The organism is Vibrio sp. SCSIO 43009 (genome assembly GCF_023716525.1).
GTDB classification, from domain to species: Bacteria; Pseudomonadota; Gammaproteobacteria; order Enterobacterales; family Vibrionaceae; genus Vibrio; species Vibrio alginolyticus.
Window position 1 is genome coordinate 2,450,743 of sequence record NZ_CP071842.1, and the last position, 20,669, is coordinate 2,471,411.

Annotated in this window: 18 protein-coding genes; 6 read left to right on the top strand and 12 right to left on the bottom strand. The window is 44.5% G+C overall.

Translation table 11 applies throughout. The annotated features are described in order from the left end of the window. The first annotated feature begins 14 nt into the window (after positions 1 to 14). Both minD and minE read left to right on the top strand, forming a co-directional pair. Positions 15 to 827 (top strand): septum site-determining protein MinD, encoded by an 813-nt coding sequence (gene minD / locus J4N43_RS11335; protein ID WP_005388331.1) that lies wholly within the window; start codon positions 15 to 17, stop codon positions 825 to 827. A 2-nt stretch (positions 828 to 829) separates the two neighbouring features. Continuing rightward, a complete protein-coding gene (minE, locus tag J4N43_RS11340; RefSeq protein ID WP_005388332.1) occupies positions 830 to 1,093 on the top strand; it encodes a cell division topological specificity factor MinE in 264 nt (87 codons plus the stop codon). Positions 1,094 to 1,170: 77 nt separating this feature from the next. Here the strand turns inward: minE and rnd are convergent, their stop codons facing one another. From rnd to yoaA, 7 genes are all read right to left on the bottom strand, one after another. After that, positions 1,171 to 2,289 carry a ribonuclease D gene (gene rnd / locus J4N43_RS11345; RefSeq protein WP_031777213.1) on the bottom strand — a complete coding sequence of 373 codons (1,119 nt, stop codon included), beginning with the start codon at positions 2,287 to 2,289 and terminating at the stop codon, positions 1,171 to 1,173. 78 nt (positions 2,290 to 2,367) lie between these two features. Continuing rightward, positions 2,368 to 4,059: a long-chain-fatty-acid--CoA ligase FadD gene (gene fadD / locus J4N43_RS11350; protein WP_033906908.1), complete on the bottom strand. Its 1,692-nt coding sequence runs from the start codon at positions 4,057 to 4,059 to the stop codon at positions 2,368 to 2,370. 106 nt (positions 4,060 to 4,165) lie between these two features. Then, entirely contained in the window at positions 4,166 to 5,020 is an 855-nt protein-coding gene (locus J4N43_RS11355) for an alpha/beta fold hydrolase (protein WP_005382215.1), read from the bottom strand. A gap of 6 nt (positions 5,021 to 5,026) precedes the next feature. Further along, positions 5,027 to 5,584, bottom strand: coding sequence for a Slp family lipoprotein (locus J4N43_RS11360; protein WP_005382214.1), 558 nt, complete (start codon positions 5,582 to 5,584; stop codon positions 5,027 to 5,029). Between the two features lie 41 nt (positions 5,585 to 5,625). Then, positions 5,626 to 5,931 carry a hypothetical protein gene (locus J4N43_RS11365; protein WP_017819942.1) on the bottom strand — a complete coding sequence of 102 codons (306 nt, stop codon included), beginning with the start codon at positions 5,929 to 5,931 and terminating at the stop codon, positions 5,626 to 5,628. Positions 5,932 to 5,991: 60 nt separating this feature from the next. Continuing rightward, positions 5,992 to 6,693: a tRNA (adenosine(37)-N6)-threonylcarbamoyltransferase complex dimerization subunit type 1 TsaB gene (gene tsaB, locus J4N43_RS11370; RefSeq protein WP_053350450.1), complete on the bottom strand. Its 702-nt coding sequence runs from the start codon at positions 6,691 to 6,693 to the stop codon at positions 5,992 to 5,994. Between the two features lie 29 nt (positions 6,694 to 6,722). Continuing rightward, complete coding sequence (gene yoaA / locus J4N43_RS11375) at positions 6,723 to 8,663, bottom strand: DNA repair helicase YoaA (protein WP_005382210.1); 1,941 nt, start codon at positions 8,661 to 8,663, stop codon at positions 6,723 to 6,725. A gap of 218 nt (positions 8,664 to 8,881) precedes the next feature. Here yoaA and purU point away from each other — a divergent pair, with 218 nt between their 5' ends. Next, positions 8,882 to 9,715: a formyltetrahydrofolate deformylase gene (gene purU, locus J4N43_RS11380; protein ID WP_005382206.1), complete on the top strand. Its 834-nt coding sequence runs from the start codon at positions 8,882 to 8,884 to the stop codon at positions 9,713 to 9,715. A 74-nt stretch (positions 9,716 to 9,789) separates the two neighbouring features. On the opposite strand, the gene J4N43_RS11385 is transcribed toward purU, so the two are convergent. After that, positions 9,790 to 10,389: a VOC family protein gene (locus J4N43_RS11385; protein WP_158159586.1), complete on the bottom strand. Its 600-nt coding sequence runs from the start codon at positions 10,387 to 10,389 to the stop codon at positions 9,790 to 9,792. Between the two features lie 220 nt (positions 10,390 to 10,609). Between J4N43_RS11385 and argS the strand changes: the two genes are divergently transcribed. The 3 genes from argS to J4N43_RS11400 all read left to right on the top strand — a co-directional run bounded on the left by argS (position 10,610) and on the right by J4N43_RS11400 (position 13,548). Then, positions 10,610 to 12,343, top strand: a complete 1,734-nt coding sequence (gene argS / locus J4N43_RS11390) for an arginine--tRNA ligase (protein WP_005388349.1) — start codon at positions 10,610 to 10,612, stop codon at positions 12,341 to 12,343. A gap of 104 nt (positions 12,344 to 12,447) precedes the next feature. Further along, complete coding sequence (locus tag J4N43_RS11395) at positions 12,448 to 12,876, top strand: HIT family protein (protein WP_005382194.1); 429 nt, start codon at positions 12,448 to 12,450, stop codon at positions 12,874 to 12,876. Positions 12,877 to 13,026: 150 nt separating this feature from the next. After that, complete coding sequence (locus J4N43_RS11400; protein WP_042523163.1) at positions 13,027 to 13,548, top strand: YqhA family protein; 522 nt, start codon at positions 13,027 to 13,029, stop codon at positions 13,546 to 13,548. 108 nt (positions 13,549 to 13,656) lie between these two features. Here J4N43_RS11400 and J4N43_RS11405 read toward each other — a convergent pair whose 3' ends face one another. From J4N43_RS11405 to J4N43_RS11420, 4 genes are all read right to left on the bottom strand, one after another. Further along, positions 13,657 to 13,887 carry a FeoC-like transcriptional regulator gene (locus J4N43_RS11405; protein WP_005426709.1) on the bottom strand — a complete coding sequence of 77 codons (231 nt, stop codon included), beginning with the start codon at positions 13,885 to 13,887 and terminating at the stop codon, positions 13,657 to 13,659. Beyond that, positions 13,884 to 16,160 (bottom strand): Fe(2+) transporter permease subunit FeoB, encoded by a 2,277-nt coding sequence (gene feoB / locus J4N43_RS11410; RefSeq protein WP_053307516.1) that lies wholly within the window; start codon positions 16,158 to 16,160, stop codon positions 13,884 to 13,886. Before feoB ends, J4N43_RS11405 begins: the two co-directional genes overlap by 4 nt. Then, a complete protein-coding gene (locus tag J4N43_RS11415) occupies positions 16,160 to 16,387 on the bottom strand; it encodes a FeoA family protein (protein WP_005382190.1) in 228 nt (75 codons plus the stop codon). Before J4N43_RS11415 ends, feoB begins: the two co-directional genes overlap by 1 nt. An 833-nt stretch (positions 16,388 to 17,220) precedes the next feature. After that, positions 17,221 to 20,598, bottom strand: a complete 3,378-nt coding sequence (locus J4N43_RS11420; protein ID WP_053350448.1) for an AraC family transcriptional regulator — start codon at positions 20,596 to 20,598, stop codon at positions 17,221 to 17,223. Positions 20,599 to 20,669: the final 71 nt, after the last annotated feature.

Consider the following 20,669-nt stretch of genomic DNA (forward strand, 5'->3'; position numbering starts at 1 on the left):
AAAAAGGAAAAAAAATGGCACGCATTATTGTAGTAACGTCTGGTAAAGGTGGCGTTGGTAAAACCACTTCAAGCGCAGCCATCGCCTCTGGTCTAGCTCTTAAGGGAAAAAAGACCGCGGTGATCGATTTTGACATCGGTTTGCGTAACCTCGATCTAATCATGGGCTGTGAGCGCCGCGTCGTGTATGACTTTGTAAACGTCATTAACGGCGAAGCGACATTAAACCAAGCGCTGATCAAAGATAAGCGCACGGACAACCTATTTATTCTTCCTGCTTCTCAAACTCGTGATAAAGACGCACTGACAAAAGATGGTGTTCAGCGCGTATTCGGCGAACTTGATGAAATGGGCTTTGATTTCATTATTTGTGATTCACCAGCAGGTATAGAGCAAGGCGCGTTAATGGCCTTGTACTATGCCGATGAAGCCATTGTCACAACGAACCCAGAAGTCTCTTCTGTGCGTGACTCTGACCGCATTCTCGGTATTTTAGATTCTAAGTCACTGCGTGCAGAACAAGGGCTAGAGCCAGTAAAACAGCATCTGTTACTGACTCGCTACAACCCATCTCGCGTCACTCAAGGCGAAATGCTAAGCGTTGAAGACGTTGAGGAGATCTTACATATTCCACTACTGGGCGTGATTCCAGAAAGCCAAGCCGTGCTTAACGCGTCAAACAAAGGTGTGCCAGTCACTTTTGACGATAACACCGATGCGGGTATGGCTTATTCTGACACCGTTGATCGCTTATTAGGCAATCAGGTTGAATTTCGTTTCCTTACTGAGGAGAAGAAAGGACTCTTTAAACGACTCTTTGGAGGCTAGACATGTCATTATTAGAATTTTTCCGTCCACAGAAGAAAACTTCTGCGAATCTAGCTAAAGAGCGTTTGCAAATCATTGTCGCAGAGCGCCGCAGCCAAAATGATCCTGCGCCGTCTTACTTGCCTCAATTAAAAGAAGACATCTTGAAGGTGATCAGCAAGTACGTGGCAATTGATCCAAATATGGTTGACTTAACATTTGAGCACAAAGACGACGATATCTCAGTTCTTGAGCTAAATGTGAAGCTACCAGACGAAGAAAAGTAATCAGTTTCTCTCGCCAGACGAATGCTCTAATTAGAACGAAAAAGGTTGGCATCGAGGCCAACCTTTTTCATCTTTCATTACTTTAATGCTTTGTTCATCTTGTCGCCGAGTAAATCCAAACGCCACCCTTGCATCAAATCAGGCAACACTTCTGGGTCACGATCTTTTTTCCAAACCCAACTGATCAACTGATTGATCTGCTTTTTAGAGGCAAGGAACTCCGTGGCTAAACCAGACTTCTGCGAAGCCGATTTCACCAAGTCTTTCATATTTTTGAAGACCTGCTTGTAACCCGGATAGTCCATTAAACGCTCAATTTTCGCAGGATACTCTTCAGAAGGAGTTTGCTTCGCTTGTTTAACAATCGCGGCAATCTTCGCGCCATGGCGGTTAATCGCTCGGATATCAATATCTTCTGCTTCCATCTTCTTAAAGTTCGTTAAACCAAGACGAGCGACCGTTAATAGATCACCTTCTTTGAAGATAAAGTTCAGCGCTAAATCTCGTTTGATTGCTTCACGATAACGCCACGTCGCCAATGGCTTTAAAATCGCCAGCTCAGAAGGTTTTAATTGCCAAGCGCCCTTAATATCAAGGTAGGCATTCTCTTCATTGGTTACGCGAATACGTTTCGAAACGAGTAAATCACTTTCTTGCTGTACAGCTTCCCACCAACCTGCTTGCGTCACCTTATCGAACAGCTTTTCGTATAACGGTAACAAGTAATGAACATCTGCGGCAGCATAATCTAATTGCTTTTGTGTCAGTGGACGAGCCATCCAGTCGGTACGTGATTCACTTTTGTCGAGCTCTACGCCTAAATATTCTTCCACCAGCGATGCGAAGCCTGTCGATAGGCCGTGACCGAGAAAAGCGGCCATCAGCTGCGTATCCACCATAGGGAATGGTGTACAACCAAAAGCGTTTTGGAAAACTTCTAAATCTTCACCACATGCGTGCAGCACTTTTAGCACAGAAGTATCTTTTAATAGCGCTACAAACGGCGTCATATCCGTTAATTCAGTCGGATCAATCAGCGAGAGGCGATTACCATCGAAAAGCTGAATCAGACCTAACTGCGGGTAGAAAGTGCGAATACGAACGAATTCGGTATCCAGCATCACTACGTCTGCCTCTCGGGCATGAGTGCAAACCTCTTCTAGGTCTTTGTTTTTAGTAATAATTTGATAGTTCACATACTTCTCGCTATAAAAATGCCAGCAAAACGCTGGCATTCTATCATTTTTTAAATCTCTCGACTCGACGAAATCGGCTTATGCGCTTTTCTTCGCAAGTTCAGCGTCATTCTCTTCGCGTAAAACACGACGCAAGATCTTACCGACATTGGTTTTAGGTAAGTCTTCGCGGAACTCAACCAACTTCGGAACTTTGTAGCCAGTTAAGTGTTCTCGACAATGCGCGATCACTTCGTCTTTGGTCAAGCTCGGATCGCGTTTCACGACATAAATCTTCACTAATTCACCAGACACTTCATGCGGCTGACCAATAGCAGCAACTTCAAGTACTTTGCCGTGAAGTGCTACAACGTCTTCGATTTCGTTCGGGTAAACATTAAAGCCTGATACTAAGATCATGTCTTTCTTACGGTCAACGATATGCAGGAAGCCTTCGTCATCGAACTTAACGATGTCGCCGGTTGATAGCCAGCCGTCTTCGTTAATCGTATCTTTCGTTGCTTCAGGTCGTTGCCAGTAACCTTGCATAACCTGAGGACCACGAACTTGAAGTTCGCCAGTTTCAGTATTCGCAAGAGCGTTACCTTCTTCGTCCACGATACGAACTTCTGTTGATGGTACCGGCAGACCAATAGAGCCATTGTATTCAACAAGATCATGCGGATATGCCGCCACCAACGGAGAACACTCTGTTAGACCGTAACCTTCGAGCAAATAGCAACCCGTGGTCTTTTGCCATCTTTCTGCCACTGAGCGCTGCACTGCCATGCCGCCGCCAACAGCTAAACGTAGATTACTGAAATCCAACTCATGGAAATCTTCATTATTGACCAATGCATTAAATAAGGTATTCACGCCCGTAATCGCAGTAAACGGATGCTTTTGTAGCTCTTTCACGAACCCTGGAATATCTCTAGGGTTGGTAATAAGTAAGTTACGACCACCCATTTCGACAAACAGCAGACAGTTTACGGTAAGAGCAAATACGTGATACAGCGGTAACGCTGTCACGACTAATTCACGCCCCGGAGACAAGACCGGTCCGTACGCGCCTTTTGCCTGTAAAACGTTCGCAATCATGTTGCGGTGAGTCAGAATCGCACCTTTCGCGACACCTGTCGTCCCCCCCGTATATTGCAGGAATGCAATGTCATCCCCAGACATAAACGGTTTAACGTATTGTAGACGACGACCTTTGCGCAGTGCTTTGCGCATTGAAATTGCGCCCGGTAGATCGTACTTAGGAACCATACCTTTTACGTATTTCACCACGAAATCGACAATCGTACCTTTCGCACGTGGCAGCATTTGGCCAAGACTGGTTAACACTACGTGTTTGACTGGTGTTTTATCGACGATTTGTTCTAGTGTATTCGCAAAGTTAGACACAATCACAATCGTCGTCGCACCTGAGTCATTCAATTGGTGTTCAAGTTCACGAGGAGTGTAAAGTGGGTTAACGTTTACGGCGATACAACCTGCACGCAAAATACCAAATAATGCTACTGGGTATTGCAGTAAGTTTGGCATCATCAGAGCAACGCGGTCACCCTTTTGCAGTTTTAACTCGTTTTGCAGATACGCTGCGAATGCGCGACTACGCTCTTCCAATTTACGGAAGGTCATAACCGAGCCCATGTTCATGAATGCTGGTTGGTCTGCATATTTTTGTACAGACTGCTCAAACATTTCTACCAAAGACTCATATTGCTCTGGATTAATGGTTTCAGGTACGTCACTTGGATAACGTGAAAGCCATGGTTTATCCACGATGTTACTCCTCGTTTATAACTGGCTAAAAAATAGCGTCCTTTTTATTTTGAAAGCTATTACAGCACAGCGAACGTGCTTGAGCACGCAACTCTCAAACACTTGTTTAAATTTTGTTAACTACACCAAGAATTCGCGTTGCGACCTCGAGTATTTGCTCTAAATGACAGTGATGACCACCCTTGACAGAAACCACTTGCGGCGGGTTCTCTCCCCAATCAGCTTGGTTAGATGGTAAATTCTGAAATCCTTGATCGCCTAACACGATCAAATGAGGACAACGTATTTGGCTGGTAATCGAGTTAGCATGCGCTTGCGCCATTCGGTAAAGCGACGCACATTTTAACTTGGCATCATGCCGCCAATACCATTTATCTCCTCGCTGCTCCGTTCCTCGCTCGACTATCGGCAGAAGCTGCTCAGCGGTTAATTGGTTGGCTTGCATGCGTAATTTTAACGCCAGATCGAAGGAGGCAATGGCTCGCTCTGGCTTGTTTTGCTGTCTTATTCGACTTAAAACGCCATCGCGAAGACGAGGCAAACTGTTAGTAGGATCCTCATGAAGAGGTCCTGCTCCCTCAATTTGCACAAGAGCTTCGACCTGCTCTGGAAACGCTGCACTATAGCAACTTGCGATTAAAGCACCAAGTGAATGCCCTACTAATATCAGTCTGTTTGGTGATAATTCGTCCAAAAACTGATACAAATCGGCAATATAGTCATGAAAGGGGTAATAATTATCGTGAGATTTATGACTCGATAAACCGTGACCAAAATGATCGATGGCTAGGAGGTGTAAGTGAGGATTAAGTTGGTTCAACTGCTCCATGAGCGCTTTAAAGCTGCCCGCATTATCTAACCACCCATGAAGAAAAACGACTGACAAGTCAGCCGTTTTCTCGTTCCCTATCTCAAGGGCTGCCATTTTGCCGGCAGGAAGCTCGAATTGACGCTCATGCATCGCAGATTATTTGACCTGTTTTATCACTTTACCGTCTTGTGGGAAATCATTACGCCACATGCGGCAGTTAATCGAGTAACATGGGTAAAAGTAGGTTGGCGAGTCATACATGCGTACACGTTCTTCAATTTTCCATAAACGGTACCCTTCCCCCTTAATTACCGGGAAGATGTAACCGTGCTCACCGATCTTTCCTTCTTCTTCCCCTGCTCCTTTGCCTACAACCGTCACCAAACGGCCTTCACTAAAGGCGACAGGCTCTAAATAGCCATCAAAATAGGCGACAAAACGCCCCGTAGGCTCTTCATCAATATCAGGTTTACCAGACTTACTGATAGGAAGGTTTACAATCTCTAGACGCGTTTTATCTTTAAAGTTATCCACTTTAGCGATGATTCCACCAAGGCGAACATCTTCACTCACTTGCCCCTGAGACTCAGCAAAAGCTTTATAGTCTGTAACGACCAATTCTGTGCTTGCATTTAGCTCCTCTGGCAACGAGCTACACGCAGACAAACCAACCGTAGCAAATAATGCGAGAAAAAACCGTCCAAAAACCTTCATAAACCACCTTTCAATATTAGTAACCCCAAGCTGGGGAGATCTCACACGTAAATATCGACACCAAGTAATTGAGCCAGTTCCTCTTTTTTAGCTCGATTCATGACATCCATGTACTGCTCCATTGCTTTACGTGCGCCCCCTTCAGGAAGGTCATATTGCACTTGAGCTCGGTGAATTTGGGACTCATCCACGTGTTTTATGGAGTGCGCCACGGCGTTAGCAACCTTTGAAGGCTGACCTACAGGCTGCTTTGTTTGTGATTTATTTACCTGCTTCTTTTGACTGGCTTTATGAGTGCGATTTGCACCGGGAATCAAAGAAGGAGGCAAGCCATTAATCGACGCCATAGCACTCCATAAAAATACAGGGCAAACGCCCTGCTTTTTGTCAGGTTAATGAAAAACGGACTATTCGCGACCAGGAAGTTTTTTCCATGTCACATTATCACGTAAATAAACAGGGCTCGAATCTTCGACCGGCACGGTATTACCCTTTTTAAATTCTTGTTCAGCAAGAATCACAATGTCTTGTGAATCAGGGTACAGAACGTCACCATGCGTCAAATTAAACGGTAGGTCTGCTAATACTTCTTGGTAAGCATCCCAACCAGTACCTGCTGTCGTCCACGTTTTGTCGTCTGCTTGTGCCTCTTCAACGAGACGTGCTGGTGGAATTACGCACTCTGCATCCATCTCTGCCCACTCACCGCTTGCTTGGCGAGTGTAACGTGCCCAGTAAACTTCACCCATACGTGCATCAATGGCCACAGCGACATCGGTCACACCATGTAAGCGATAGCTACCTTGAGCCATTGCAGCCAGCGTTGAAACGCCGATCATAGGTAAGTCAGCACCGAACGCCAAACCTTGTGCGATACCAATACCGATACGAACGCCAGTAAAGCTACCTGGACCACGTCCAAACGCTAACGCATCCAGCTCTTGTAGAGTCAGGCCAGCTTCTTTGAGTACTTCATCAACCATTGGCAGTACTTTTTTGGTGTGATCGCGTGGTGCAACCGCGCTACGTGAAATCACTTGATCATTAGCCAACAACGCAACTGAACAGTTTTCAGTCGCTGTATCGATAGCAAGAATTTTTGCGCTCATTTAACTCTCTACAACTCTCATTTATTGGGTTATGCCTCAGCACTTGCGTCTGTGACAGATTGTTCTGCTTTCAGGAATGCTTTGATTCCATCTAAGTCTCGCGTCCTTGGGATAGGTGGTAGGCTTCCGAGGAAAATACCACCATAGTCTCGCGTGACGAGGCGATTATCACAAATGATCAACGCACCGTGATCCTTCTGATCTCGAATTAATCGCCCGACTCCCTGCTTTAACGTAATCACTGCATCCGGGATTTGTACTTCAGCAAATGGTTCACCGCCACGTAATCGACAATCCTCGATACGGGCTTTGAGTAACGGATCGTCAGGGGCGGTAAACGGTAATTTGTCGATAATAACACAGCTCAGCGCATCACCTCTAACATCAATCCCTTCCCAGAAAGCGCCCGTCGCCACGAGTAAAGCGTTACCCAGTTCCATAAACTCCGCCAAGGTTTTCTGCTTACTCATCTCCCCTTGCATTAACACAGGCAGCTCAAGTACTTCTCGGAACTTCTCACCTAGTTCACGCATCATGCTGTGCGAGGTACATAAAAAGAAGCAGCGACCATCATTTTCTTCAATCACCGGAGCAAGCATTCGGACTAACTTATCCGCTAAGCCGTTACTGTTTGGCTCTGGCAAATACCTTGGCACACAAAGGCGCGCTTGTTTTTGATAATCAAAGGGGGACGGCAGAGAAAATTGCTTTGTAGGCTTGAGGCCAAGGCGCTCAGTAAAGTGCTTGAAGTCGCCCGATACAGCTAGGGTTGCTGACGTGAAAATCCACGCGCCTTGTTTAATCTCTATTTGCTCATGGAACTTGTCCGCGACAGAAAGAGGCGTAATGTGCAGAGCGAAATGACGAGGCGAGGTATCGTACCAGTATGAGTAACCGGTAATATCGACATCACAGACGCGGTCGATGCGGCCTTTGATCAAATTGGCTCGTTCAAAAGCGGTATCCAGTAATTGACTGCGCCCTAAAGCTATTTTGAGTACATCAATCGCCAATTCGAGGCTGTCAGTTAAGCGCAATAATTCTCGCTTAATAGAACCTGATTGCAACGCCTCACGCCAGTTGCCACGAAAGCCTGGCTCACCCAATACAATCCGCATGTCCATTGCGCTTTGCATGAGTTTGTCGCCCACTTTTTGCAATTGACGCATATCTTTGGCTTCGGTGCGGTAGGCTATTTCAATGTCTTTGGCAAGATCGTGAATTTGGCGGCTTGAAACTGACTGGCCGAAATATTCGCTCGCAATATCTGGCAACTGATGAGCTTCATCAAAAATAAACACATCGGCTTCTGGAATCAGTTCACCGAATCCTGTTTCTTTGATCGCTAAATCAGCAAGAAACAAGTGATGGTTCACTACAACAATGTCGGAATCCATGGCTCGCTTACGCGCTTTCAATACAAAGCAATCAGTGTAGCTCGGACATTCTTTACCTAAACAGTTATCATTGGTTGAGGTGATGGTCGGAATGATCATGCTGTCTTCTGGCAGATCATCACAATCCCCAAGGTCACCTGTTTTGGTTTCTGATGACCAAGCACGCACTTTAACCAGTTGAGTTAATAACGTCGGGTCAGATTCATTAGTGTGGCTTTCGACCATTTGGCGGCTCAAACGATCCAAACACAGATAATTAGAGCGCCCTTTTAATAACGCCACTTGGCCATAAAAACCAAGCGCATTGACCATGAGCGGTAAGTCACGATGGTACAACTGCTCTTGCAAGTTTTTCGAGCCTGTACTGATGATCACTTTTTTACCACTCAACAGCGCAGGGACTAGGTATGCGAAGGTCTTACCGGTTCCGGTTCCTGCCTCCACCACCAACTGGGTTTGATCTTTGATCGCACTGCTGACGGCTTCCGCCATATCGATTTGTGGCTGACGAGCTTGAAAGCCAGGAATGGCCTTACCTAACGCGCCATCAGAGGAAAAAGTTTTTGCGATCATGCTTGGTATTGAGTTTGAAAAATTATCGAGAGTATATCAGAGGAATAGGAGTGACATCAGCCCACAATCTGACCAGCTTGCGGCGACACAAGGATATTTTGTTGAAACCAACGTAAGAATAGATTATTTATGGTGAAACATGGCAGTACAGTTACACCCGCCAGGGAATAATAACAAATTCGTACGCTAAAATATTAATGCATGGAAGTACCTGATTTATGGAAAAGAAAACACTGTTGACCCACTGTTCTGACGCCCCGGGTCTCATCTCGAAAATTACTAATATCTGTTACAAGCACCAACTCAACATCGTTCACAATAACGAATTTGTTGATAATACCAGTGGCCACTTTTTCATGAGGACGGAGTTGGAGGGGTACTTCAACGATCAAACGTTTCTTGCCGACTTGGACCAAGCTCTCCCGCAAGGTGCTAAGCGTAAATTGGTTGGCTCTCGCCGTAAGCGCATCGTCATTCTCGTCACAAAAGAAGCGCATTGTTTAGGCGATATTCTGATGAAAACCTACGATGGAAGCCTAGATGTTGAGATCGCCGCTGTGGTGGGGAATTACGACAAACTGCAAACTCTCACTGAGCGCTTCGACATTCCTTACCACCACGTGACCCATGAAAACCTTAGCCGTGAAGAACACGAGCAGAAGATGCTAGAAGTGATCGATCAATACGATGCTGACTTTTTGGTGCTAGCTAAATACATGCGCGTATTGACGCCGACGTTTGTTGAGAAATATCACCACAAAATCATTAATATTCATCACAGCTTCTTACCTGCTTTTATTGGCGCGAAGCCATATCAACAAGCTTACGATCGCGGTGTGAAAATCATCGGTGCAACAGCACACTTCGTGACTAATGATTTAGATGAAGGGCCGATCATCAAGCAAGACGTAATTCCTGTCGACCATACATTCAATGCCCAAGATATGGCGCAAGCGGGACGGGATGTAGAGAAGAACGTATTGAGTAAGGCTTTGAATAAAGTGATCAATGACCACGTCTTTGTTTATGGGAATAAGACAGTGATCCTTTAAGTTCATCGCTTTTGAATGAAAGAAAGGGTTGCTCATTTGCAAACCTTTCTTCTTTCTAGTCGTTCAAAACTTGCTTATTCAGCCTGCTCAGACTCCACAATACGCTTAAGTGAATGCGGGTGCAGCTTGATACAAATGCCTTGGTACTTAAACGCCACCGTTGGGTTGTTCAAGCGTTCGCCATCCCCTTTCGGGCTCGACAGTTTGATCTTCACACCCAGCTCTTCCAACTCATTAAAACGCGCCCCAAACGCTGGGTAAGTGTGTTTCAAATCAGCAAGAAACTCGTCTGCAGTTTCGGTATGAGACGGAATAACAAACTCCACATGTTCCCAGCTTTCAGTTGGGTAGATTTTGCCTTCCGCAGGGTATGGCAGTTCCAGACACTCTATCTTCCAGCCACGGCTTTCTAACGCTTTGTCGAATTCAATAACAATAATCGGGCGACCGTTGATTTTCGCTTGTGAAATCACCTTACCGTATTGATTCCATGCCTCATGCGCAGCTTTTGCCGTTTCAGGGTCATTAATACGCAATGCAATATGGTCAGCTTGAGCAAAGCTCAGATCCAGTTTTAACAGGGTTGCAAGCTCTTCAATCTTCGCCATAAATGCATCCAGATCTTGGATCATCAATTTAGGCGCTAGGCGTTTTTCAACTAGTTGAGTCGTCATTGTGGCTCTCTTTTGGGGCGATTTATCTCATTACTCTGAGCGCAATAGTAAACTCAAACCAAACCACATTTCCATTCAATCGAAAAAGTATAAATTTCCCCAATTCCTCTCTGTATGAAAAGCAATAAAGTTGTTATCATTAGCCCCATTTTTGTGAACTCCAACAGAACTCGGCACTTACTTCGCCGAGTTCTTCGTCCTTGAATTGAAGGAAACGCGTGTGAATATCCAAGCACTTATTAATGACAAAGTATCTCAGGCTCTAGAAGCCGCTGGCGCACCTGCAGGAAGCCCTGCGGCAGTACGCCAATCAGCAAAGCCACAATTTGGTGACTACCAAGCAAACGGCGTAATGGGCGTTGCTAAAAAACTGGGTACTAACCCACGAGAATTTGCACAGAAAGTACTGGATGTTCTAGACCTAGATGGTATTGCAAGCAAGACAGAAATCGCTGGTCCTGGTTTCATCAACATTTTCCTAAGCGAAGAGTTCCTAGCAAAACAAGCGGAAGCAGCACTGGCTGACTCACGTCTTGGCGTTGCAGCAGACGAAGCTCAAACTATCGTTGCTGACTACTCTGCACCAAACGTAGCTAAAGAAATGCACGTTGGTCACCTACGTTCAACCATCATCGGTGATGCGGTAGTACGTACTCTTGAGTTCCTAGGTCACAAAGTGATCCGTGCGAACCACATCGGCGACTGGGGTACTCAGTTCGGTATGCTTATCGCAAACCTTGAACGTGTACAACAAGAGTCTGGCGAAGTTTCTATGGAACTTGCGGACCTTGAAGGCTTCTACCGCGAATCGAAAAAGCTGTACGATGAAGATGAAGACTTCGCAGTAAAGGCGCGAAACTACGTTGTGAAACTGCAAAGCGGTGACGAGTACTGTGCAGAAATGTGGAAAAAACTCGTTGATGTAACCATGATCCAAAACCAGCGCAACTACGACCGTCTAAACGTGTCACTGACTCGTGACGACGTGATGGGCGAGAGCATGTACAACGACATGCTTCCTAAGATCGTTGCAGACCTAAAAGAACAAGGTCTTGCCGTTGAAGATGATGGCGCGCAAGTTGTATTCCTAGATGAATACAAGAACAAAGATGGCGAACCAATGGGCGTTATCGTTCAAAAACGCGATGGCGGTTTCCTATACACAACAACAGACATCGCATGTGCAAAATATCGTTATGAAGAGCTAAGCGCAGACCGTGTGCTTTACTTCATCGACTCACGTCAACACCAGCACCTAATGCAAGCTTGGACAATTGTTCGTAAGGCAGGCTACGTACCTGAGTCAGTATCTCTTGAGCACCACGCGTTCGGCATGATGCTTGGTAAAGATGGTAAGCCATTCAAGACTCGTGCGGGTGGTACCGTTCGCCTTGCCGACCTTCTAGATGAAGCAGAAGTTCGTGCAGCACAACTGATCGAATCTAAAAACCCTGAGCTAGATGCGGAAGAAAAAGAGAAGATCTCTAAAACAGTTGCAATGGCAGCGGTTAAATACTCTGACTTATCTAAACACCGTACGACTGACTACGTGTTCGATTGGGACAACATGTTAGCGTTTGAAGGTAACACAGCACCATACATGCAATATGCATACACTCGCGTAGCTTCTATTTTCGCTAAAGCTGGTGTTGCTATGGACGCTCTCCAAGGTGACATCAAAATCACTGATGAGAAAGAGAAAGCACTTATTGCTAAGCTTATGCAGTTCGAAGAAGCGGTTCAATCTGTCGCTCGCGAAGGTCAACCACACATCATGTGTAGCTACCTATTCGAACTAGCAGGTCAGTTCTCTAGCTTCTACGAAGCGTGCCCTATCCTAGTTGCTGAAGACGAAGCAGTGAAACAAAGCCGTCTGAAACTAGCAGCGCTAACAGCGAAGACCATCAAGCAAGGTCTGTCTCTACTAGGTATTGATACTCTAGAGCGCATGTAAGCGATTCTAGAATCGAGACGATTTAGAAAGGTTGACGTGAAAGCGTCAACCTTTTGTTTTATCTGGCGTATACTGATGTCATTCAATTCAAATCGGACAACATAATGAGTTTTGAACTGCACCCTCAACTGGCAAAAGACACCACCGTTATCGGCCACTTCCCACTGTGTGTGGCGCTTCTGCATAAAGATAACGCCGTGCCATGGGTTATCTTGGTCCCTAAACGTGCAAACCTAAAAGAGCTTCACCACTTGCCAATGCAAGAACAGCAACAGTTTTTGCTAGAGTCTCAAGCGGTAAGCCAAGCACTGGAAGCAACATTCCGTCCAGACAAGCTAAACCTTGGTGCGCTAGGTAATATGGTGCCACAGCTGCACATTCACCATATTGCTCGCTTCAAAGATGACGTAGCATGGCCGGGACCGGTTTGGGGGAACACCAAAGGTGAATTCCGTACAGAAGAAGAGCAAAACGAATTGCTTGGTCGCATTAAAAATGTGCTGTCACTGAGCTCTATTTTCCAAAAAGCATAAGCACTGCTAGCGAAAATAATTCGCCTTTGAATACGGCTGAAATAGACAGAGAAAGATTAATACGTATTTGTAACAATCTTTCTCATTTTTCTGGGATTATCACTAAAATAAAACTTGTTTAGACTACCAGCTCAGTTAGAGAGGGTCATCATCAAACAAGTCTTCAACACATTCCGATACGTCAGCTGGATCGCCATTATCTGTTCTATGGCTGCTTCATTCTTGCTTTTTCTTATGGGTGCAGCAAAAACCTATTCGGCATTTGCGGTCTTCATTCTCAATCAAACACCTCCAGAAGCACTCGCACATTTAGATAAAGCAGACATCGCGATCGCTTATTTGATCAAGTCACTGGATACGTTTCTTGTCGCACTAGTTTTGTTCATCTTTGCTCACGGCATCTACACACTATTTATTTCCAACAAAGCTAAAGCGAAAACACAAGAGCAGTCGGTTTTGCATTGGATCAGAACCCCAAACATCGGCCATCTAAAAAACATTTTGGCTGAAGTCATCATCGTGATCTTGTTTGTGAAGTTCTTAGAGCTCGTGCTGATTAACTTCGACAGCTTAGATTGGACGATCTTAACATTACCTATTTCGATTTTAGTTTTAAGTCTTGGTTTAAAGTTCCTAGGGTTAGGCGCGACTAAACACTCTGAAGAACATTAATTTCGCTGTATTCACAAACAATAACCAGCAAAATAAAAGCCGCATCATTGCTGATGCGGCTTTGTCGTTTTTACGTGATAATTTTTAGGTGACTAATTTTGATAGTCGCTACATGGTGACTGTCAGAGACAAACCATCTTGTTTAGTCACTGAGTAGCGAACTCGAGTCACGTCATGAGCTTTATTGGTGTCAACTAGGCGGCTAATTTTGCCCTTCTTAATCCACACACTTAACATCGCGTCAGCACCATCTTCACTCATCCCAAACTGCTTAGCCAGATCTGACTGGGAAACGGTTCCTTTGTCTGCAATGTATTGATAAAGCTCTTTTAAAATCATGCTACTTGCGCCTCTAATGCACCGTTTTGTTTCTTACCAACTCGTTTGAACACACGGTATGTGCCAAAGAAGATAGCTACGATCACTGCCATCCAAATGCCACTTGTCACTGGGCTATCTGCGAAATGCGTCAATTGGTTGTAGAACGTCGCACATAGGTAAGCCAAGCCCATTGTCCAAACCGCGATAAAGCGTGCGAACTTATGACCAAACTCACGTACGTAAGCCCCCATCGCCGCCACACAAGGTGTGTACAGTAGGATAAAGATTAGGTAAGCAAATGCGGCATTGCCAGAAGCAAACTGCGATTTAATGTTACCGAAGATAGAAGCATCGACTTCTTGTTCTTCGGCAACGGCATTTGAGTCAGTTAAGTCACCCACTTCAATGCCTAGTGGATCTGAGTAGCTCAAACCGGCTAGGTTTTCAGGGATACTCATTACTGCCTCTTCTAGGCTGCCCATTAGATCAAATTCTGCGTCTTCACCGTCGCTTGGCGTGGTGTATAGGCTGTTAAGCGTACCAACTACCGCCTCTTTTGCGAAGATACCGGTAATGATACCAACCGTCGCTGGCCAGTTATCTTCTTGAACACCGATTGGCGCGAATACTGGAGTAACAACTTGCGCAGCTTTAGAAAGCACCGAGTTTTCGCTGTCTTCGTTACCAAAACTGCCATCAGTACCCAATGAGTTGAAGAAACTCAGAATAGCAACAACGATAACGATGGTTTTACCTGCACCAAGTACAAAGCGCTTTAGCTTTTGCCAAGTTTTGATCACCACGTTTTGTAGCGTCGGAAGCTCGTAATCTGGCATTTCCATCACTAGGCTGTCGCTGCTACCTGGGTAAAGCGTGTGCTTAAGGAAAAGACCTGTGAAGATCGCTGCCACAATACCAAGTAGGTAAAGTGCGAATACAATGTTCTGGCCAGAACCTGGGAAGAATGCCGCAGCGAATAGCGCGTATACAGGCAGACGAGCACCACATGACATAAATGGTGCCATAGAGGCAGCCAGTTTACGCTCACGTTCTTGGTCTAGAGTACGAGTTGCCATGATTGACGGTACGTTACAGCCAAAACCAAGAACCAACGGTACAAATGCTTTGCCCGGTAGGCCGATCTTCTGCATCACTTTATCTAGTACGAATGCTGCACGAGCCATGTAACCTGAGCTCTCAAGTACCGCTAGGAAGAGGTACAAACACGCGATAACCGGAATGAAGGTTGCAACCGTCTGGATACCACCACCGATACCATCAGCAAGAACCGTCACTAACCACACAGGCAAATGACCGTCTAACAAGTGATGCCCACCATCAACCAATAATGCGCCCACACCAATGTCAAAAAAGTCGATAAATGCACTACCGATGTTAATCGAGAACATAAACATCAGGTACATAACAACAAAGAAGAAAGGAATTCCAATCCACTTGTTCAAAATAAACTGGTCGAGTCTTTCAGTCACACTACGACTTAACTTGCCTTCGCTTCGGCGAACTTTTTTACACTGTTCATGCAGATGCGTGTACTTAGTATCCGCGACATGCAAATCGATATCCAAATCTAACGTCGTAATGACTTCCAAGACTTTGCTTCTATCAATATCAGAAAGACTATTGAGCACCATTGTGTCTTTTTCAAGCGCACGAATCGCTAGTGCACGATGAGCGACGTTTTGGTCGTTAAAAAGTGCGGAAACCGTTTGAATTGCCGACTCCATCTTCTCACCGTAATGCAAAGACAATTCTTTAAGTGGCACTCCTTGAACGATGGATTTATGGAGCTTTTCTTTAAACTCTGCCACTTGAGTTTTATTGGTTGCAGATAAACTGACAACCGGACAACCTAACGTTTTCTCAAGCTCTGCAACGTTAATCATCTGACGTTCACGCTTTAGCGCATCCATCTTGTTGAGGACAACAATCATAGGGCGACCAAGTTCGCGAAGTTGCAGCGTCATGTATAAGCTGCGCTCTAAACTTGTAGCATCCACCACGTTAATAATGAGATCAGCAGGATGAGTTAGAACCGCACGCGATGCGATGGATTCATCAATACTATTACTATCATTACCACTGTCTAATGAGTAAATACCCGGAAGGTCAGTGAGCAAAAACTCATCCCCAGCATGCTTGAATTGTCCCGTTTTCTTTTCAACCGTGACGCCTGCCCAGTTACCAACTTGCTGTTTTGCGCCAGTTAAACCATTAAATAGCGTCGTTTTACCACTATTAGGGTTACCTACGGTTAGCACTTGATATTGCATTACACTCGCTCCACTTCAATTTTCTGAGCAATTGTTTCTCGCAATGCGACAGACACACCACGGACTTCGACTTGTAAAGGATCGCCCATTGGCGCACGTCGAATCACTTTGACTTCTGTATTGGGAAGCAGCCCCATTACCATGAGTTTCTTTCTGATATCTGATGAAAGACCATCTAACAACCGAATCGTCACCGTATCGCCAGGATTAATCTCTGATAACTTCATAGTGGCCCTTAAGAGTATTGCTAATGAGAAATATTATTATTTAATAAGTTTAGGTTGCCAATATTACTCCCCTATACCCCTTCAATCCTTGTGTGAAATCAAAGATTCCGTAAATGTTTTCACGCTTTCAAACGTTAACTTCGTAAATTTCCTCTCGTTATTTACGTCAAAATTAACAATTACAAATGACACCTAACGAAACAAAAATGTCACAAACCAAGACAGAAAACAAAAAATTCAAATTAAAACAATGGCTTAAGCAAAAAGCCAAACGTTGTCGCTTTTCTCATATAAACATGGCGTTATTTTTATAAGAAAAATAAGTAACCTCTCGTATAGTTACTCCATCGAGAGGGCAACCTCTCTAATAAATTCCAGAGGTGGCATGGCAACATGTCACTCCGGCAGCAAGCGAAGGTGTCCTTGACACCCGTGGTATAGTCCCCCCGGCTATACCACGATATTTTTTTTCACCTCTTTCAAAACTTCTTTACCTTATTCATCTTTTCAACACAGTTTTCGTTTTCACGAATGTCGCATGCCATCACTCCCCCAAATGAACCACGCTCTTTTGATACAGCAATACAACTGTCATTTATTTGTTGCAACTATCAGTAAATCATTCTCTTGAAGCCATTTATGCTTATTGCTATGAACATCGCGACTAACAGATAGAACGTGATCGTGCTTACGTGTTGAGAATGGATTTGTAGGCTAGATGTGATGAAGAAACAATGAAACTTACTGCGTTAGCAACTGCAGCAATAATAGAGCACTGTATGCAGCTCCCCAGCATCTTAACTATTAACTAGGGAGCGTATAATGAAGGTTTTCTAGTTAATTTCTTGGCTTTCTTGAGTCAAAGCAAACTTGGAAGGGGGCAAACCAAAATGCAGCTTAAACTTTTGGCTAAAGTAAGATGGATCATTAAAGCCACAGTTAAAGGCGACTTCACTGATTTTCTCACCCGCCAATAACTGTTCACACGCCGTTTCTAAACGAACCTCTGTGACATAGTCTTTTAACGTTCTTGACGAGGCAGATTTAAAACGTCTCTGCAAAGAGCGTTCAGACATATACAGCATTTTAGCGGCTGACGCAGTGCCAAATTCAGGATCATGGTAATGCTCTGCCACTAATTGATAGACTTTTTGCAACCACTCTTTCTCTGGTGTGACTTGATCTTCTGCAATAGTTACAGGATTGAGTTCTTGCTGCGGTTCATCCAGATAACTACTTTCCTTCGCAGATGGCCATGTAATCTCGACTTTGTTTTGAGCATCAGAAGAGAAGACAGCCAAATAACCACCACTCGTTGTCACTAGTTGGGCAAGGTGGTCAATACTCAACTCAGAGTGATTTAAGTTAGATGGAAGCCCAGTCGCGACTTTATTAGGTAATTGCGTCCCGTAATCAAGAAAGCTCAATGACACAATATCATGCCCCTTTTCTAGCATAATTCTAACCGTTTGACCCCGGAAAGAGCGCTTGATGATATTGGCAAAAATGCTATTGAAAATAACATCAAGATTAAAGCTTTCCAGAGCAACCCGGCTCTGCTTACTCTCATCTTCTAGCTCTACCAAAATACCCGCTTTTGCAAAGTCATCTTGCCATACATCAACCACTGACTGAGTTATCTGACTCAAGTTGTAGTTCTGACTCCCACCACTTACATCACTTGGAACGCTTTTGAGTTCATTTAACTGCCAATTCGTTTTAGCCAAATGATCCTCCGTCGCAGTATCGAGAGGCATAGGTAGTTTCGCCACAATAAAGTCGACGCTTGATTTTATGGATAGAGCTACATGGTCTACGAGTAGGTTTCTAACTTGAATCTGTTTACGTAATTGCTGGTTGCTCGTAAGCAACACTCTACTTTGATGTCTTAACTGATTCGTTTTGAGAGTCACTTGAGCTGCTAGATCACGGTTAGCCTGTACAACGTAGCGAGAGCGCCAGAAAACAAGTAATGCGACGACCGCAATACTAGCTACGACAAAGCCTAAAATAGCAAATCGCGATAGATACCAAGGATGAAGGACGATAAAGTGAGATTCTAAACCAACGACTCCAGTGGCAACTTGAGACTCATTACTGACCTGCAAGTGATATTCACCGGAACTAAGGTGCTCGAGTGTCAGTTGGCCCCCCTCTAACGTTTGCCATGGGTCATCGTTGTTCAATCGATAGTACAAATTTTGACTGTCTGGTTTTGGCATCACACCGAATAAAAAACTCAGCGAAGATCCATATGGCAGTGTGATCCCATTCAGATCGGCACTACCAACTTGCAGAACTTCATTTTCAAGCACAACTTGGCTAACAATAAACTTAGACTCTGGGGGATTAGATACAAGCAGCTTGGATGCTTCTGCTTTTACGAGTCCGTACTTCGACCCCAGAACAAGCTCTCGCTCACCAATTTCTGTCTGCTGTATAACGCTACAAATACCAGGGAGGAACTCATTGTTCATTAAGCCTGATGACGATGAGTAATGTTTCACTAACTCACCCGAAAGGTGGTAATAGCTTAAACCAACAGAGGAAGCTAACCATACACCTTGCCTGTCTCTGATCAAGCAAGCAGGTCTGGCGTTGGGCTCACTCATTTCAACAACACGTTTTTCATCGCTTCGTGTATCTGTTTTAAACACACCATAAGATGAAGCAAACCACTGGCTGCCATCAACCGCCGTGGTCATGTCTAATGATTCACCAAACTTTTCTGAAAAACGGATAAACTGGATGTTGTCATTACTGTATTGGTATACGCCATGATCGGTGCCTATTAATAGGGCATCTTCAGTATCATATAGGCGCGTAACCTTAGCAGGCAAATACTGACTTACTAGCCACTCACTTCCAAAGTTTCGTACGCTTTGTGCAGCAGTATCAACATTGTAAAGATGGTATCCGCTTGATACCCAAAGACGGTCATCACCATCAACGGTCACATGCTCTACTGCATGTCCAGCCATAACCTGTAAATAAGGAAATGTAATCTTGTTGAGACCATTTAGCTCAAATATTTCCAGCCCTTTTGAGGTTGCAAGCCAAAGCATGCCGTTTTGAAACGCAAATTCATTGATCTGCGACTCCAACTCTAAGACTTGGTTAATCCCACTCTTTCCTGAACGATAAATCTTTCGGTCATCAGCAAACCAAAGCGCACCATCAGGACCTTCAATAGTTTGCCGAATTCGTCCTGACAGGGTGTGTGAGTCATAACTACTAAAGGTCACTCGTTCAAATTTTTTACTAAATAGCGAGTAATAACGAATACCTTGGTTAGTCGCAATCCACATCCCTCCCATATTGTCGCTCAACAACGAATAAATCTTCGTGTTATCTAACTCTAACTCAAGAAAACTTGCAGGCGCGACTTCGGTGACCTCACCTGAAAAAAATGAGTACAAATAAAGGCCATGCTCTGTCCCCACCCAATACTCTTGATTTGTCTCTGCGAATGTCAAAACATGTGAGCCGCCAATTCTAATCACTTCTTTATCAGGCTGGTAAATGTTGAAAATTAAAGCGCCACGCAATGTACCTATCAAAATTTCTCTTCGCGTGTGTGAATAATAGACTTTCTCAATGTAGTTTTGACCTGAGGCAGCGACATGGTCAAACTTATCACCTTCAGAAAGATAGAAGCCGGAAGTCGTTGCTAGTGCCCACTTCGTTTCAACTAGCACCGCATCATTAATGTAAACGTAGCTATTATTACTATGTTGATAGAGCTGCAATAGAGAGAAAGAGTTTAACTCGCTAGTGTCGATATTGTAGGTATAGAAATGCGCGCCATCACTCACCCAAATATAGTTCTTTGAAGACCCTATTTTTCTTATTTGTGAGCCTGGATTTAAACTAAAGACTAAACGTCGCTCCTGATTTGGATAAGTTCGATAGACCTCATTTTCAATAAAGGTCCAAAAAGCACCTTTATGATAGGCCAACTGCTTGGCCGACGTTTGTAGGAAGCTACCTGATTTAGGCAATATAGTTTGACCATCGTAAAACAGGACTCTCCCGTGTACGTCATGAATCCACAAACCGCCCTTTTCACCCAAGAACAACTTTTTAGCCGCGATAAAAGTACCCTTTGCCTGAGTTGGCAAAGGGTAAAAGATTGCATTTGCATTATGAAGCGCAAATGCTTGGTAGGATAAGACAAAGCCCAACAGAGCAAGGGCTAATTGGCGTAGCAAGACGAAAACCTTTTGTATCAATTTGTGCTCTGAAAGTGACCGTTCATCGTTTGTAAAACATGGATTGATAC